Genomic DNA, 18,140 nt, shown 5'->3' on the forward strand with positions numbered 1-18,140 from the left:
TTTGAGCTGAAAGGTCCGATTGACCATGACGCTAACAGCGACAGTGAACGCCTTGATTTCACGGTGGTGGCGACTGAGACCGATGGCGACACAGACCGCATTACCCTGCCTGTGACTATTGGTGATGATAGCCCGAACATCGCATCGGCTGAGGCGTTAATCCTCAATGAGAATGACTTAGCCAGTGGCACTAGCCCGGACGCGACACGCGTGAGCAAAGATGGAGACTTTACCACGCTTGAAGGGGCGGATAAGGTCGTGAGCTACAAGCTTGACCTGACCACTAACCCGATTGATGGCCTGACTTCTCAGGGCAAAGCGGTGACGCTCTCTGAGTCCATCGATGCTGATGGTGTGGCGACGTACACGGCTTCAAGCACTGATGGCGATGTGTTTGTACTGACTTTACGTCCTGATGGCAGCTACACCTTTGAGCTGAAAGGTCCGATTGACCATGACGCTAACAGCGACAGTGAACGCCTTGATTTCACAGTGGTGGCGACCGACACCGATGGCGACACTGACCGTATTACGTTGCCTGTTACGATTGGCGATGATAGCCCGAACATCGCATCGGCTGAGGCGTTAATCCTCAATGAGAATGACTTAGCCAGTGGCACCAGCCCAGACGCGACACGCGTGAGCAAAGATGGAGACTTCACCACGCTTGAAGGGGCGGATAAGGTCGTGAGCTACAAGCTTGACCTGACCACTAACCCGATTGATGGCCTGACTTCTCAGGGCAAAGCGGTGACGCTCTCTGAGTCCATCGATGCTGATGGTGTGGCGACGTACACGGCTTCAAGCACTGATGGCGATGTGTTTGTACTGACTTTACGTCCTGATGGCAGCTACACCTTTGAGCTGAAAGGTCCGATTGACCATGACGCTAACAGCGACAGTGAACGCCTTGATTTCACGGTGGTGGCGACTGATACCGATGGTGACACCGACCGTATTACCCTGCCTGTTACGATTGGCGATGACAGCCCGACAATTCGCTCTATTGACCCATCAAGCACGTTTGTCGTTGATGAAGATGACACGGCAGCAGGTTCTGATTCGTCTGGTGCAGTCGCCGTTGCGACAGGTAGTTTTGTCACCTCACAAGGGGCTGATGGTGTTGTTGCCTATGAGTTGGTAAATATAGCTGATGCACAAGATGGTCTAACGTCTAATGGGCAAGCCGTTACGATTTCTGAGGTGAACGGCGTTGCTGGCACGACCACTTATCAAGGTGTGGCTGGCGGTCAAGTGATCTTCACTTTAGTGCTGTCTGACAACGGTGATTACACTTACACCCAATTGAAAGCTTTGGACCATGCACAAAACAGCGATACGTTGACCATTCCGTTCGATGTGGTTGCGATCGATAAAGACAACGACATCTCACCTGCTGTCCGCCTACCAATTGAAGTCATTGATGATCAACCTGTACTAACGGGGACGACAGGGGAAACATCTGTCGACGAAGATGACCTAGCGGGTATCGGCTCGGATCGCTCAGAAGACACCACGATTAATGGTAACTTCGTCATTGCTGAAGGCGCTGACAGTGTTGTGGAATATGAGTTAACTAATGCAGATGATACGTTAGATGGTTTGTCTGCTGACGGCGAAGCGCTTGAGTGGGCTGCTGTCCAAACCAGTGGCACGACGTTCACCTATACAGCAATGACTGAAAATGGTCATGAGCCAGTATTTAGAATTGTTTTTGATACATCAGACAACAGCTATCAATTTGAATTACTTAAACCTCTTGATCATGCAGACGGTGCGGGTGAAAACAGTGTCCAAATAGACTTTACAATCAAGGCGACAGATTTTGATGGAGATGAGTCCGCTGCGATTACTCTACCTATTACCGTCGTCGATGATGTCCCATTGTTGACTGACCACTCGATTTCTAGAGTTGAAGGTAGTGGTTTCAAGAGAGTGAATATGTTTGAAGCCTCCACTGATAAAGGGGCTGATGACGCTGCTATTACGATGATTGAAGGGACTACAGACGGTACTTCGGTGATTAAATTTGGCGGTGAAAATGGTACCTATGTCGATAGTGTCGATATTCAGTCTGGCAATCAAACGATCAAAGTTTACGAAGAGTATGATACTGGTAACGGAACACGAGATATCCGTGAACTGGGTGAGTTGAGAGTCAACTCTAATGGTGACATCCGTTTCAAAGCGTACGATAACCTAGAACATGATGGTGATACGTTTGATTTTAGTATTGATGTGACTGCGACGGATGGAGATAAAGATACCTCAACGGCGCAATTGGATCTGACCATCGTCGATAGGAAAGCGTCAGCAATCGCTCTCAAAGTTACGACTTTCGAAGAATCTGGTCGTGATCCGTCGATTGACTACGATCCAAATAATCCGAATACCGTTGATACCGCTAACGTTCAGGATAACCAGAGCGGTATCACTGGTCTTGACTCTCCAACACAGATTTTGCTTCAAGCGAATTTGTATGATGCGGATAACAACGAATCTATCGGTGGCATGACGATCAAGGCGGGAGATCACCACGGTACCTTCTACTACTTTGACGGCAGCCAATACGTCGAACTTGAACCAAACAACAGAGGCAAAATCTACATTGATGGCTCTTTGATTGATCAGACATCGAGTGTGAATGGCGATGGCGATCAAATCACCACGATCACCAACCTGTATTTTGTACCGGACAGAAACTACTCGACCGATGAATCAGGTATCCAGATCAAGTACCAGCTTGAAATTGACAATGATGGTACGTTGGATCATAAGCTGAATTCGAGCTTCAGAATTGAAGTGGAAAGTGTCGCCGATATTGCCACCTGGGATGATGCCAATAGCACCTACGAATACACGCTAACAGAGGATGGTGCTCATCAGACGCTCAACTTGAGTGCGGTGACACAAGATACCAGTAATCCAGAGACGATTACGTACCGTCTTGAAGTGACTCAAGGTCAAGGCGAGTTTGAGTTACTGGATGCATCAGGAAACGTCATTGCAGAGTCATCTCCAGGCGTTTATCTGATCAGCTCTGATGACATCAACAGTGTTCAGCTAAATCCGAGGGATAACTTCTCTGGAGCGATTAAGTTTGACGCAAAAGCATTGACCGAAGAAAGCTCCAATGCTGTTTCTGGCAAAGAAACTGCCGAGTCCGTTGTGCAAGAGCTGGTATTCAATGTCACGCCAGTAGCGGATGAGAGTAGTTTCTCGGTCAATCGTATTTCCATTTTTGAGGATAATGCAGCGAGTCAGAACACAGTCGATCCCGACGCAGATCATGAACCGTTTACACTCGACAAAGTCATCACGCTCAATTCAACGGCTGACATCGATACTCCGGGAGATACTTCTGAAGTCCTGTATGTCCGTTTATCTGATTTCACTGACGAAAATGGTCAGCCGCTAACTGGTTTTGAAGTGCGTTGGGTGGGTTCAGGTGATCCACTACCCCTGATTACTGATGCTAGTGGTAGCTACTATGAGATTGCACAATCTGACTTAGACAAAGTCGAGATTCAGCCACCTCTGCATTCCAACGAGAACTTTACCTTTGAGGCGACAGGTGTGGTGAAAGATACCGCAACGCTTGGCGACGGTTCTCAGGTCACTGATGTGGTCGAAATGGGTGCAGGTAAAACCGTTCATGTGTCGGTGAAAGGTGTCGCTGACATCCCTTACATTCCCGATGTACCAGATGTTCCTGACACTGGTGCTGAGCTTGATACTTGGTACAGCTACACAGACGGTAATGGCAATGCAGGTGCGCAGGTTGTCATTAATGAAAACTCCAGTATTGAGCTGAGTTTTGCCGTCCTGTCGGGTGAAGAAAAAGATGGTGTCAATGATAACTCTGAATCGATAACGGTACTTCTCTCGGATATTCCTGATGGCGTTCAATTGTACGACAGTAATGGTGGTGCAATTGACTTGGTATATGTAGGTAGTGATGCTAATGGCCCTATTTATCAGGCCAATATTACTCAAGAGCAATACAGTTCAGGTATTACGGTTGAACCGCCAAAACATTCGACGGAAGACATTAACATAACGACGAAAGTTATCGTTACGGAGAATGACGGCCACATCAGAGAAGTTGACGGCAGTATTCTGGTTAAAGTTGTTCCTGTTATTGATGCCGGTGGTAGTGATGACGCTTACAGTAGGACTTCTACAGGTAACGAAGACAGCTTTATCGTCGTCCCTTGGAATCTGCAAAATGCAGAGAATCCTGACAGAGCACCAGATACCAATGATCGTGATTATGAGTTCGTCTCATCCATTGCTATTTCAGGTTTCCCTGAAGATGTTGAGATTACGATCGATGGCGTTCCAGTGGCTAACTACACAGGCGGCACCGCGATTTATGATGACGTTACCAATACATTGACGATCACTGGGTTGGACGAAAACTCCAGCCAACCTGTCGTGCGTGTTAAGCCGCCAGAAGACTCTAGCGTTGACATGAACTTACAGAGCAAATTGGTCATCGAAGAGCATGACGCCGATAATAATGGGGACAGTGTTGCCCCTAAAGAAGTGACGGGTTCACTCACCGTTGTGGTTAGGCCAATTGTTGAGAGTGATGGTGATCTTCAGGTTAAATCTAATAATGCTGTTGTTACCACGATTGACGATGCAGATGATGATGGTCGTATAGACTTCACTATCAACGATCAAAATGGTGATGCGAATATTATTGTCTTTGAAGATCTTGATCCGAGTTCGGATGAACTAGTCAAAGAAGTGGTGGTTCGTTTTGTCGGTATTTCAGGCGATGATTTGGATCAACTGTTCGTCACAGGTGCTGTGAATAATGGTGATGGCTCTTGGACAGTCACTGACGAAGAAAACTTCAGCATTGTCGCCCCTGATGGCCTAAATTACACCGATAGTAATGGGTTACCGAGCAGTACCTTGACCGTTGAGTTTGTCGCTCAGGTTTACGATAAAGGTGATGAAAACGAGAATGGCCCAGTGAGTCAGAAATCGACCACTGTGGATCTTACTTTCCCGACTGATGTTATTGAGCAAAACAGCGAAGCTGCGGTTATTGAGCAAGTGACAACTCCAGACGCCATTATCACAGGAGTCGAAGACAACTACGTTGACCTTAGTAGTCAGCTAAGCAATGTTGTCCAAATTGGTGTCGATGGTAGCAATGTGAGCACTGCGGATCATGTCGCGGACCAGTTCACCATTGTGATTGACCCGAACGATATTCCGGCAGAAGTAAGTGGTCTGAAGGTCATCGGGGCTGAGTACGATTTCGCCAATAATCTTTATCTGTTTGAGGCAACCATCAACCCTGACGGCAGTATTTCTATTCCTGATGGCCTAAAACTAGAACTGCCTGAAGATTATGCAGGTGACTTCAACTTGCCTATTACCTTTGTCACCACGGATAAAGCATCAGGTGATGAGAATCGTGTTGAGCTTAATATCCCTGTCGCTGTGACACCGGTAGTTGATATAGCGCCGGGAGCGGGCGAGCAGGGGCAGCCTCTCGACAGCGATGTCACTCCTGAAATAAGCCTGAGTGCGACTTCAGTTGAAAAAGGCACGGGTACTCAGCTGGACGCTAATGCACTGGAAGATAATCTTATCAAGTTAGATCTTGATATTGATTTGGCAGATGTTCGCAACGATAGTCATCAAGGCCAAGAAACACTGACGAGAGTTGAAATCACGTTACCTGATTCTAGCTTGGGTTATTTCGCTGATGTGAATGGCGACCCGATTCAGCCAGACAGCAGTGTGTTTGTCGTTGATTCTAACGATCCTGCGGTTATTCAGGCGGCATTGGATGGCTTGTACTTTGTACCTAGAGAAAACTATCCTACGGATAGCAGTGGTAATTCAATCTCCTTTACAGTGAAAGGCACGGTGGTCGACCAAACCACTTTTGATACCACAGGTACGACGCAAGTTTCCAATACGAGTAGTGAGCGCACCTTCACGCAGAACGTGGACATTGATATCACGCCGGTCCTAGATACTGTCACTATGCCAACCGCAGCGGACAATATCGTTGTGGTTGGTGATGAAGATACCGACATTTCGCTCACTTCAGGTGGTTCTGGATTGTCGATCGCATTGAATGACACGGATGGCTCAGAGCAATTCCTTTCAGCCAAACTAACGGGTGTGCCTGATGACTTTACGGTTAGCAGTACTTCGTCTGACTTTGTAGTTAAGAACAGTGGTGGTGGTGAATGGGTCATTCAATTGACTGATCCGAGCGTAACAGAAATCGATATGTCAGCGATTTCGATTCGCCCAGCTGAGCATTTCAGTGGCACTGCCGATATTGGAATTACTGTGTTTACACAAGAGCAGCTGTTACAAGCGCCGACTGCACATCAAGGGCAATTCAGCATTGATGTTACCCCTGTTGGCGATGTGGTAGACATTGACCCAACAAGCAGTGTGACTGGTAATGAAGGTGAGAATATCGACATTGCGATCAACGCGAGTATCGTTGATAAAACCGATCTGTTACCAGGTGACTCTGCTCAGGATCAGCCAGAAACATTGTTAATTACTGTTGAGCAAGTACCGGACGGTGCGACGATTTACTACCCAGATGGTGTGACACCTGCGACCAATTTAGGCAATGGTAAATGGGAGCTGCGTGTCGATGCTCAGGAAGTCGACAAGATTGTGTTTAATTCCGGGGATCACAACAAAGGGACTTGGAATGAAGATAGCCTGAAAATTACCGTCCAATCGGTGGATAAAGATGCGGATGGCAATGAATATCTTGGTCCGACAACGAATCAGGTCTTTGATGTCGCCGTTGATGTTGAAGCGGTGAATGACCGCCCAGAGTTCAACAATATCGCTGATATTCAGACCGCAGAAGATACTGTCGTGGCGATTAAAGGCTTCACGGTGTCCGATGTGGATTCTAGCCTTGATGATCCCGATGCTGAATACACGTTGACTTTAAATGTAGATAGCGGCGAGCTATTCCAAAACACCACGATAGCAGCTAACAATGGGCTCACCGTCTCGGTGGATGCATCAGGCCAGACTGTGACAATTACGGGTAAAGTCGCTGACGTCAATACGGCTCTTGCTCAAGACCTTGTTACATTCAAGCCGGATGAAAACAGCAATGATTTGATCGACACTGATGGCGTTAAAGTGACGGCCCACATCGACGATCAAGGCAACGTGGGTTCGGTGGATGCTGCAAACCCAGATACCTCAAACACCAACGAAACGTCATTCGTTATTCATGTCTCTGAAGTGAATGACGAGCCTCAAGCGGGTGATCTTGACCTAGGGGATATTCTTGAAGAAGGCAGTATTCAGATCACCGCCGCGCAGTTGATTGCCGCCAGCAATGACATTGATGGTGATGATTTGGTGGTTAAGTCAATCTCTGTCCCCGCAGAGCAAGGTACGCTGACTCTTAACCCAGACGGTGTTTCTTGGACGTTTACGGCAGCAGATGACTTTAATGGTGATGTGTCCATCAGCTATACCATTGAGGACAATGGTGCAACGAACGGGGTCAATGACTTCCTTCAAGATACAGGTACGGTTTCATTGTCTGTGATAGGGGTAAATGATAAGCCTGAGATTGATGTGGACGACATTACGACCATCATCAATGAATCTTCGGGCCAGTTGATCGGTGGAATCTCCGTCAGCGATGCTGACTATGTCGATGCATTTGCTAATGATGCTATGACTGTCACGCTCAGTGTCGATTTTGGACAGCTGAATGTAACCATACCTGCGGGCTCTTCTATCACAGCGACTCCGTCGTCAGGCAGTTCAATTACATTGACGGGCACTATTGGTGAACTGAATGCCCTGCTGGATTCTCCATCTGCCGGCACAGGTGTAACCTTTGATGCGACGCACGCCCCATCTGACAGCGTGATGCTCACCATTACTGCAACGGATTCAGGCAACCCTTCAGGCATGGTGATGTCGGAAACAACGCAAAAACCGATCACGATTACGCCTGTTGCCAACGCGCCAACTCTATCGATTGCGCCAGATAACAATTATGTGAAGAACATTAATGCCAGCCTTACAGCAAGCAATAATGGTATCGCTCTACTGGGGATCGTTGCGGCACTCACGGATGTCCATGAAGCTCTATCTCTGGAGTTGTCGGGACTTCCTGCTGGATCAACGGTGGAAACATCGTCAGGAACACTGGTTCCAGTGGACGGTAAAGTTGTTGTGCCTGCAGATGATATTGATAGCGTCTCTATCGTCGGTGCACAGGAAGGGGCACATACCATTCAATTGACAGCGGTGTCGACTGAAACGGATAGCTCTACGGCTGAATCAGCACCTATTGATATCAACCTTAACGTGACCAATGATATCTCCGATATTGATGTTTCTTCCTCTAGCCAAGATAACCAGCTATTGGGAAGTGACGAAGGTATAGAGTTGCAGGCGGGTTCCGGTGACGACCGAATCGAAGGAGGAGCTGGCAATGATACGCTTATTGGTGGTGCTGGCGACGACACCTTACTAGGCGGTGCTGGTGACGATATTCTTGATGGTGGTTTAGGTTCAGACATTCTGACAGGTGGAACTGGTGAAGATACCTTTATTTGGCATGAAATTGATGATGGTGCGACGGACACTATTACCGATTTCAGTATTGCTGAAGGAGATCAGATTGACCTGCGTGAAGTGTTACCTGAACTGAAGCAAGCTAATGTGGATATGGATACTTTACTGTCCCATTTGGATGCAAAGTTAGTTGATGGAGATGATATTGAACTTAAAGTGCACCCTGATGGCAATGGAAATGGAGAGCAAACTATTCTGGTGGAGGATTTAGGTCAACAAATTGACTTCAACAGCATGGATTCGTCGCAAATTATATCGACTTTGCTTGATCAGCACATTATCGTCCACGATCAGTAATTCTGGATAGAAAAGCGCCCTCAACCTCGTTCAGGCTAGGTTGAGGGCGCTTTGTTTTATCTCATGCTTTTAACCGATAACAACCTGGCCTAGCACGTACCCTAGGCAACATGCCCCAATCACACCTATCAAGCCGACAGACATAAATGAGTGGTTGAAATACCACTTACCGATTTTAGTTGTGCCGGAAGTATCAAAGTTTACCGTGGCGATATCTGAAGGGTAATTCGGGATGAAGAAATAGCCGTAAACGGCAGGCATCAAACCAATCAATAGGGCAGGATCTAAGCCGAGCCCTAGACCGACAGGGAGCATCATACGAGCAGTCGCTGCTTGAGAGTTGACCACAACAGAGACGATGAACAGCGCCAGAGCGAATGTCCAAGGGTAGCTGGTCACCATTTCGACGATACCCGAACGGAATTGAGGCATGGCATATTTAAAGTATGTGTCGGACATCCATGCAATACCAAAGATGGCAATAGCTGCGACCATACCAGACTTAAAAACCACGCCGTTGGGGACATCGCGGGGGTCGGTTTTGGTTGCCAACAAGATTACACCACCAAAACACAGCATCATCATCTGGATAATGACGGACATTTTTATTGGCTTATCGCCCTCAACAACGGTGCGTATTTCCGGCACCATCGCAATAATGACAATGGTTACGATAGATGCAAGGAAGATTAGCACTGCGTTGCGAGCCGATGCAGGTAGCACTTCATCGAGAGAAGTAGCTGTTGTGCTCTCGATACGCTTGCGCCATTCGGGATCTTGGAGTCTCGCTTGATATTCTGGGTCATCGTTCAGCTCTTTTCCTCGCTTCAGGCTATAGAGAGACATCAGCAGAGTACCAAACAGCGTTGCAGGAACTGTCACCATCAGGATGGATAGCAAAGTGATGTCATGCTGAATGTCAGCAAGCTGAGCGAGGTAGTAGACCACAGCCGCCGATATAGGTGACGCGGTAATCGCTATCTGAGAAGCCACTGAAGAAGCAGCCATGGGTCGCTCAGGACGAATACCATTTTTCAACGCCACATCCCCAATGATAGGCATGATCGAATAGACAGCATGACCAGTACCTAAGAGAAAAGTCATTGAGTAAGTGACGAAAGGAGCGATGAGTGTCACGCGTTTGGGATTTTTGCGCAGAAGTCTCTCTGCCACTTGCAGCATATACTTCAGGCCACCAGCAGCTTCCAAGATAGAGGCACAGGTTACCACCGCAAGGATGATCAACATGACCGTCACAGGTGGCGATGTTGGTGGCATCTTAAAGATGAAGACCTCGATCACCAACCCAATTCCTGATACGACACCTAAACCGATACCACCATAGCGTGAACCGATATAGAGCATTAACAGCAGGAAGAGAAACTCAAAATACAACATAGAGTAATTCCTTAAAATTATTGTGGATAATGACATTGTCAGAAGCTGACGGATAATTTCTTCGCTGATGGTCACACAATACAGATGAGCAAAAATGGAAAGTGCTTTCTAAGACGTTGCTCACAGGGATATCAATGCAACTTACTGACGGTTAACAATAATTTCACACAATTGGAACGCTATAGATAAGTAGCGGCTAAGTTGTAATGTGCTTTTGGAAAGTCGTTCTTCTTAGTAGAAGAATGTATTTGCATACAAGTGTGGCGGATTATAATTGGAATAATAACTCAAATATTGTTTAGCAATTATTTTATATACTCAAAATTGAGACAACTTAGATTACATCAATAAGATAACCTATAGCCGATTTATAGTTTGGAAAAATATATATAAAATTTGGTTAGTCGCTATGGAAAGTATGCCTTCGATCCTTATTGTTTGTATGGGTAATATATGCCGATCACCACTTGCTGAAGTTGTTCTGAAAACAAAAGCACAGCAGCGTGGCTTAGTACTCAATATTGCCAGTGCTGGCACTATTCGAGATCAGGTTGGCAACTCGCCAGACAGACAGGTTCAATCATTAGCGAGCCAGCACGGTTATGACCTGAATGGTTTGACTGCAACACAAGTGACGAAAAATGATTTTTCTAACTATGACATGGTGTTAGCAGCAGATAAGGCAAACTTGGCTGCGTTATATGACCTCTGCCCTAGGGAGTACAGAAACAAACTTGCGTTGTTTCTTTCGTATTCCGATGTTGATGAAAAAGAAATCCCCGACCCATATAAAGGGAGTCAAGTTCGTCACCAGAAGGCCTTTGAGCTGATTGAACAGGGAAGTGACGGTGTACTCAATTATATTACGTCAATAGCGGCATAAATTTAATTTTTCCAGTTATTAAAAATGAGACACATCAGAAGAACTGTTTATTAATTGATATTGAGTCTTTCTTATATATAAGACTCTTTTTTATTTTTGTATTTATTTTCCTATTGTCTTGCCGGGCTCAGGTTCGGTTGGGTAAGTATTATTTGAATTTTTATCGATAGCGATAAATGACTCTTGGCTTAATTCAGGGAACAAGTGTTGTGAAAAAGGTTTTGATTACGTTTGGTACGCGACCAGAAGCAATAAAAATGGCGCCTTTGGTTCATCAAATGAAAAGTGATTCTCGATTTGAAACCAAAGTATGTGTAACTGGGCAGCACAGAGAAATGCTGCATCAGGTATTAGAGCTTTTCCACGTCGAACCGGACTATGACCTCGATATTATGGAACCGGGTCAAACACTGACAACGGTGACAACCAAGATTTTAACGGGGATGGAAAAGGTTCTTAGCGAATTTAAACCTGATGTTGTTTTGGTTCACGGTGACACGGCAACAACTCTGGGCGCGACGCTCGCCTCGTATTACCAGCAAATTCAGGTTGGCCATGTTGAAGCTGGTCTTCGAACTGGAAACATCTACTCTCCATGGCCTGAAGAAGGGAACCGAAAACTTACAGGTTGCCTAACGAAATTCCATTTCGCGCCCACAAAAACCTCTTTACAGAATCTGGTTGATGAAAACGTGCCTGCCACGGATGTTCATGTGACGGGTAATACGGTTATCGATGCGCTGTTCATGATCCGCGACAAGGTTGAAAACGATTCAGATCTTAGAGCGACACTAGACAGCGTGTTCCCAATGCTTGAATCCGACAAGAAACTGATTCTGGTGACTGGTCATAGAAGAGAGAGCTTTGGTGGCGGCTTTGAGCGTATCTGTCAGGCGCTGTCTGATACGGCATTGCGTCATCCAGATTGCCAGATCTTGTATCCGGTTCATCTAAACCCGAACGTACAAGAACCAGTCAATCGCTTACTCAAAAACATTCCAAACATCCATTTAGTGGAGCCTCAACAGTATCTGCCATTTGTTTATCTGATGAATAAGGCTCACATCATATTGACGGACTCTGGCGGTATACAGGAAGAGGCTCCATCTCTCGGTAAACCCGTTTTGGTTATGCGAGATACCACTGAAAGACCTGAAGCTGTGGAAGCGGGAACGGTCAAACTGGTAGGTACGGACAGCGATTTGATTTGTCGCGAGCTCACTCAGCTTTTGACTGATCAAACAGCCTATGAATCCATGAGTCAGGCCCACAACCCGTATGGTGATGGGCAGGCTTGTCAAAGAATTGCAGATATTTTAGCGCTTTAAAGATTAAGGAACACACAATGTTTAACAAGGTTTCAGTTGTAGGCTTAGGCTATATCGGCTTACCAACAGCTGCGGTTATTGCTTCACGCGGAATTGAAGTTATTGGTATTGATGTCAATCAGCATGCGGTGGACACCATCAATCAAGGTGAGATTCATATCGTTGAGCCGGATTTGGATATCGTTGTTCGCAGTGCTGTAATGACAGGTAAACTAAAGGCAACAACCGTTCCTGAAGCAGCCGATGCGTTTATGGTTGCGGTTCCAACACCATTTAAAGGTGACAACCACGAGCCTGATTTGAGTTACATAGAGAGTGCCGCAAAGGCAATTGCACCAGTGCTTGAAAAAGGCAACTTAGTGGTTTTGGAAAGTACGTCACCAGTGGGTGCTACTGAGAAAATGGCTGGCTGGTTAGCAGAAGCTCGCCCTGAGCTGACGTTCCCACAGCAAAGCGGAGATGCTGCTGATATTAAAGTTGCACATTGCCCTGAGCGCGTATTACCGGGTTATGTTCTACAGGAATTGGTTAGCAACGATCGCGTGATTGGCGGCATGAGCGATGCCTGTAACAAGCGTGCAGTTGAACTATACCAAACCTTTGTGCGCGGAGAATGTATTCTTACGAATTCTCGTACGGCGGAAATGGCTAAACTGACTGAAAACTCATTCCGTGATGTGAACATTGCTTTCGCCAATGAACTGTCCCTTATTTGTGAAAAGTTGAAGATCAATGTTTGGGAATTGATCAAGCTTTCTAATCGCCATCCACGCGTAAATATTCTTAATCCAGGACCTGGTGTCGGTGGACACTGTATCGCTGTTGACCCATGGTTCATCGTCAACAGCTGCCCAGATGAAGCAAAAGTGATTGCAATGGCTCGTGAAGTTAACGATGGCAAGCCTCTTTGGGTGATTGATCAGGTTAAACAAGCCGCGGATGAATTTAAAAAGCCAGTGATCGCGTGTTTAGGCTTGGCGTTTAAAGCCGACATTGATGACCTGCGTGAGAGCCCTGCGCTGGACATTACCACTCAGCTTGCCAATGAAAATGTTGGGCAGGTGATTGCTGTCGAGCCTAACATTTCTTCGCTGCCGGAAAACCTCGTTAAAGCGGGAGTTGAATTTATGGATCTGGAGCGTGCTCTTGAAGTAGCGAATGTGGTTGTGGTCCTTGTCGATCATAAGCAGTTTAAAGCCGCAGACAAACTCGCTTTCAGTAAGAAAGTGGTCATTGATACAAGAGGTGTTCTGGCGTGATATGAATCAGAGAGTGAAGTGGCTCAGTCATTCACTCTCTGAGCCTTCTCGCTAAAGGTTCGATGATGAAAAAAGTCCTACTAGTGATGCCATTGAGTACCCTTAAATGGGGAAGTGATAACGCCGGTGGCGTTGACTCCGTCTGCCAGCAAATAGTTCAGTCACTTGAGCTCAGCGCGCCTAAAGGTTTTGAGTATGAAATTCTGGCGATCAAAGTGGGTTCGTCGCAACAAGAGTTAAACAAAAGAATTCAACTCAATGAGCGAACTCATATCACTTTCATACCCAAGAAAGGGAAAGTATTTGGACTACCTGTACCAGGGTTTGTTTTTCAGAACGTTAAGCTAAGTGAGCTTGCTTGTCGCTTTCAACCGGATGTGATTCATAGCCATCTACCGAGTCTTCCACTACTGCCAAATCGTAAAGCTAGTTCAGTAATTACACTGCACTCACTAGGAAAGGTAGGTCGAAAAAGTCGCAGTTGGCTCAATAACTTAATTTTTGAAACTTTACTGCCTGCTTTCAGTTTACGTTCTGCCAATAGATTGACTTACGTCGGTGAAGCTTTGTACGAGCCACTGTCAACTTCAATGCGTGGAAAGGCACACAAAGTGAGAAACCCAATCAACGATGCTTTCTTTAAACAGAATACGCGTTCTGTTTCTGATTCGTTGCGCTTAGTGACCTGCTCATTGATTTCTCCTAATAAGCAAGTTGATCAGATCATCAGGCTGGTAGCTCAGATATCAAATACTATCAATGTTGAGCTAAAGATCATTGGCCCTGTCGATGAGAATTATGCCAGAGAGCTTAACATGCTGGCAGAAGAGTTAGGTGTCTCGGAAAAAATGGCTTGGCTTGGCCCGATGAATGTTGAACAGATTAAGCAGGTTTATGCAGACTCTGATGTTGGAGTATTTCTTTCGCGAGAGGAAACATTTGGTCTTGCACCATTAGAAAAGCTTGCCTCAGGTCTGCCTGTGATAGCGACCAAAGTGGGTATCTTGCAGGAAGAAGAAACCTACTTCCGTGCTGTTGGTGTGCAATACACATTGGCCGATGGCTCTGACAAGGAAACTGAAAACGTTTTGCAGTTTTTGCGCAATCTACCTGTGGTGGATACTGAATCTTTGAAAGCGAAGTTTTCATCACGTGCGGTGGTCGATGAATATCAAAAGCTCTACGGAGAGTTGTTGTGATCAAAAAGCTGCTCACTTATGCTCCTGTTCAGATCTTTTCTGCTCTAAGCCTATTTGCACTTATAGCAGTACAGACTCGCTTTCTTTTGCCGCAAGAGTACGGCTTTCTCGCTGTCTTGATGGTGATTGTTGAAGCGTCACGTTCAGTATTAATTCAGTGGATCAACAATTGCCTTATTCGCTTCTATCCGAGTGCGGAACGGGATCGGCAGAAGCAGATCAGCGCGACAGTTGTTCGTTGGTTGATTGGTAATATTCTCTTCTCTTTCTTTGTCATTGTTATTTTGGTCGCGTTATTGACTGAGTTTGAATGGAGCGTTTTTTTTGCGGTTTACGCCTTTTTTGTCGCTAAAGCTCTTTATCTGTTTTCGATTGAGTATGCGCGTGTGAACCAAAAGTCCGGCCACTACCGCCGGTCTGTAATGACTCAAGCAGTCATGTCGATACTCACAACCGTGTTATTCCTATCATTTTTTCCCGCTTTAGAAATGGCGTTGCTGTCTTTAGTCGTGAGCTATTCGATAGGAGCTGCGATGTGTGTTGGTGCTGGAGCGTGGCATCGAAAAGTGACGCCTGAAACTGCGCTTAAAAAAGAGCTGTTCTCCTACGGCGCACCGCTTATGTTGTCTGGCCTGCTGGGCATACTGGCAGCGAGAAGTGATCGTCTTTTTATTGCCAATCTCACTGGGCTTGAACAAGCAGGGCAGTATGCTGCGATTGCGAATCTATTGTTCGGCATTATGGCGTTGGTTTTTATGGCTATTGCTCTACCGCTTTATCCAGAACTCACCAAGCTTACCGAAGACAGAACACGCCTAATTGCAAAGCACAAGATGTATAGCGGATTACTGTTTGCACTCAGCTTGCCCGCGACTACTGGTCTGTGTTTGCTAGCTCCGGCACTAGTGGGTATTTTCCTTGGTGACGCCTACGCAGATATCGACCTAACAACGTTTTACTTGGTAGCCGCTGCCGCTTTACTGTTTAACTTACGTGCGCATTTCTTTGATCATGGTTTGCAGTTCACCCTACAAACCAAGTACGTGCCTTTGATTATGGCGACTGTTTTATTCGTTCAAGTGCTGGCAGCTTTTGCTCTTATTCCTCAACTTGGCGCGCAGGGAGCAGCAATCGGCATTCTATTGGCCATGTTTGTTGGCCTGTTGCTAACCGCCTTTGTTGGTTGGAAGGCTGGATATCGATACCCGGCTCCTCAATCTGCGCTAAAAACAGTTACCGCATCAGGTGTGATGGCGTTAGCGATTCTTGTTGTCCAGCCATTCCTTGGGCAAATTAACGATGTCTTGGCTCTAATTGTCTCGATTAGTATTGCTTTAGTCGTTTATGGCTTAGCGCATTTGCTGTTGAACAGCTTTGAGGTTCGCTCATCTCTACTCAAGCTAAGGAGTAGACAAGGTGCTGTCTAAGATCTATTTATTGCCTTTTGTCGCTATTACATCAGCGATTCTTCTTGGCGGTTACATGTTAGAAGATCTTGGTGTGCCGTACGTATCTCAAGGGGGCTCACCGCTGTTTAAGATCCATTTGTACTCTTATCTGGTTTTGATGGGGTTTGGGTTGGTTTTTCTGTTTGATGGGGTGAAAGGAATTTCTCAACGGTTAGGCAGCTATTACCGTTTTTGGCTGATTGCTTTGGCATGTAATGTTTTCGTGATCCTATATGGTTTTGCCATTCATGGTTCTTCAGGGATGGCCTATTTGGTCAATACGTTTTTAGCACCAGTTTTGATCGTGCCGTTACTGGCTTACCTTAGTGATAATCAAAAATCGTTTCTGCTCAAACTGATTGCCTATCTAATATTACTTAACTCGCTTGTGGCTGTGATGGAATACATGCTCCATTTTCGTCTGGTCAAGGTTGAGTTCCAGGAGTTTTCATTCTTTCGCTCAACGGCATTTCTTACTCACCCTCTTAACAATGCGTTGATCACGGTCAGCATTGCGCTACTCATCGCCAACAAAACCAAGCTACCAAGTTTTGTGTATATGTTGATCGTTGCGTTAGCGTTATTCGCGTTTGGTGGTAGAGCTGCGTTAGCCATCTTTATTTGTGCGGTATCCGTGTCTTTTGCTCCCATGCTGTGGAAAGCCATCACGCAGGGCATCCCTGACAATAAACAAAAAATCGCATTATTCATGCTGGTTGGATATTTCGCTTTCTGGGCTGGCGCGTACCTGCTGGTTGAGTCTGGAATTACGGAACGAATTGCATCAAAACTCTATATTGATGGCAGTGCGTCAGCACGATTAAACGTGTTTTACCTCATTGATCAACTTAGCCTTCGTGAATGGTTGCTGGGTGCAACCCATCGTTTGATGGAATCCATTGAGCTTTATATTGGCATCAATGTAATCGAAAACTATCTCATTGGCTGGATATTCACCTTTGGACTCGTAGGAACTATTCCCTTGTTCTTAGTGGTTTATGTACCACTTACTTATTTTGCGATGACAGGAAACCTTATTGAAAGAATGAGCGTTTTCTCTTTTGCTGTAATCAGCATCACTAACAACTCGCTGACGACGAAAACACCGACCTTGCTATTGCTTTTCACCTGTTTGTACTTAAGCAAGTCATTGAGAGAAAAGTTGTCAGCTCCTCAAAATTCTCAATTAAATTCGGGTTACTCACATGCCTAATGCTATTGCCATCTATCGAATTGCTCGCTGGTTTTATCTGAAGAAAATCCCGCTGATTCCAAAGCTATTCCAGCTGTTTATTTTTATGTTCTATAACTGCCGAGTGCCCGTTAAATGTCATATCGGAAAAGGGAGTTTTTTCGTCGTTAAAGGTATCGGCGTATCGCTGCATGACAAAACGGTAATTGGTGAGCAGTGCAGTATTGGTATTGGTTGTAAAACGGTGGGCAAAGGGCCGTTTAAAGAAGTCCCTAATGTAGGTGACCGTGTGTTTATCGGCCCAGGAGCAGTGTTGGTTGGGCCGATCGTAGTTGGTGACAACGCGATCATCGGCGCAAACAGTGTGGTGACAAAAAGCGTCCCAGAAGGTGCCATTGTTGGTGGGATTCCAGCCAAAATTATTGGATGGGTAAAAGACAACGATTATGACATCCATGACAATCGTTCTGACGTTGAAGGGACAGCCCCATTCCTTCAGGACCTCCGTGGTTAGGGG

Annotated in this window: 9 protein-coding genes; 8 read left to right on the forward strand and 1 reads right to left on the reverse strand. The window is 46.0% G+C overall.

The window, feature by feature from the left end; translation table 11 throughout:
* Positions 1-63: 63 nt before the first annotated feature.
* Positions 64-8,916 carry a cadherin-like domain-containing protein gene (locus QMA41_RS11775; RefSeq protein WP_281629745.1) on the forward strand — a complete coding sequence of 2,951 codons (8,853 nt, stop codon included), beginning with the start codon at positions 64-66 and terminating at the stop codon, positions 8,914-8,916.
* Between the two features lie 69 nt (positions 8,917-8,985).
* On the opposite strand, the gene QMA41_RS11780 is transcribed toward QMA41_RS11775, so the two are convergent.
* Positions 8,986-10,314 carry an anaerobic C4-dicarboxylate transporter gene (locus QMA41_RS11780; RefSeq protein ID WP_043010746.1) on the reverse strand — a complete coding sequence of 443 codons (1,329 nt, stop codon included), beginning with the start codon at positions 10,312-10,314 and terminating at the stop codon, positions 8,986-8,988.
* Positions 10,315-10,732: 418 nt separating this feature from the next.
* Here QMA41_RS11780 and QMA41_RS11785 point away from each other — a divergent pair, with 418 nt between their 5' ends.
* The 7 genes from QMA41_RS11785 (at position 10,733) to QMA41_RS11815 (ending at position 18,137) form a co-directional block, all read left to right on the forward strand.
* On the forward strand, positions 10,733-11,197 hold the full coding sequence (locus QMA41_RS11785; protein ID WP_021458205.1) for a low molecular weight protein-tyrosine-phosphatase: 465 nt from the start codon (positions 10,733-10,735) through the stop codon (positions 11,195-11,197).
* Between the two features lie 209 nt (positions 11,198-11,406).
* Positions 11,407-12,525, forward strand: a complete 1,119-nt coding sequence (gene wecB, locus QMA41_RS11790; protein ID WP_281629746.1) for a UDP-N-acetylglucosamine 2-epimerase (non-hydrolyzing) — start codon at positions 11,407-11,409, stop codon at positions 12,523-12,525.
* A 17-nt stretch (positions 12,526-12,542) separates the two neighbouring features.
* Complete coding sequence (gene vpsB, locus QMA41_RS11795; protein ID WP_281629747.1) at positions 12,543-13,784, forward strand: UDP-N-acetyl-D-mannosamine dehydrogenase VpsB; 1,242 nt, start codon at positions 12,543-12,545, stop codon at positions 13,782-13,784.
* Positions 13,785-13,849: 65 nt separating this feature from the next.
* Complete coding sequence (locus QMA41_RS11800; protein ID WP_281629748.1) at positions 13,850-14,983, forward strand: VpsD family glycosyltransferase; 1,134 nt, start codon at positions 13,850-13,852, stop codon at positions 14,981-14,983.
* Positions 14,980-16,410, forward strand: a complete 1,431-nt coding sequence (locus QMA41_RS11805) for an oligosaccharide flippase family protein (protein WP_281629749.1) — start codon at positions 14,980-14,982, stop codon at positions 16,408-16,410. The genes QMA41_RS11800 and QMA41_RS11805 overlap by 4 nt, the downstream gene beginning before the upstream one ends.
* On the forward strand, positions 16,400-17,644 hold the full coding sequence (locus tag QMA41_RS11810; protein ID WP_281629750.1) for a VpsF family polysaccharide biosynthesis protein: 1,245 nt from the start codon (positions 16,400-16,402) through the stop codon (positions 17,642-17,644). Before QMA41_RS11805 ends, QMA41_RS11810 begins: the two co-directional genes overlap by 11 nt.
* Complete coding sequence (locus QMA41_RS11815) at positions 17,637-18,137, forward strand: DapH/DapD/GlmU-related protein (RefSeq protein WP_006960413.1); 501 nt, start codon at positions 17,637-17,639, stop codon at positions 18,135-18,137. The genes QMA41_RS11810 and QMA41_RS11815 overlap by 8 nt, the downstream gene beginning before the upstream one ends.
* Positions 18,138-18,140 lie beyond the last annotated feature (3 nt).

This window comes from Vibrio sp. St2 (assembly GCF_947311885.1).
Taxonomy (GTDB): domain Bacteria; phylum Pseudomonadota; class Gammaproteobacteria; order Enterobacterales; family Vibrionaceae; genus Vibrio; species Vibrio coralliilyticus.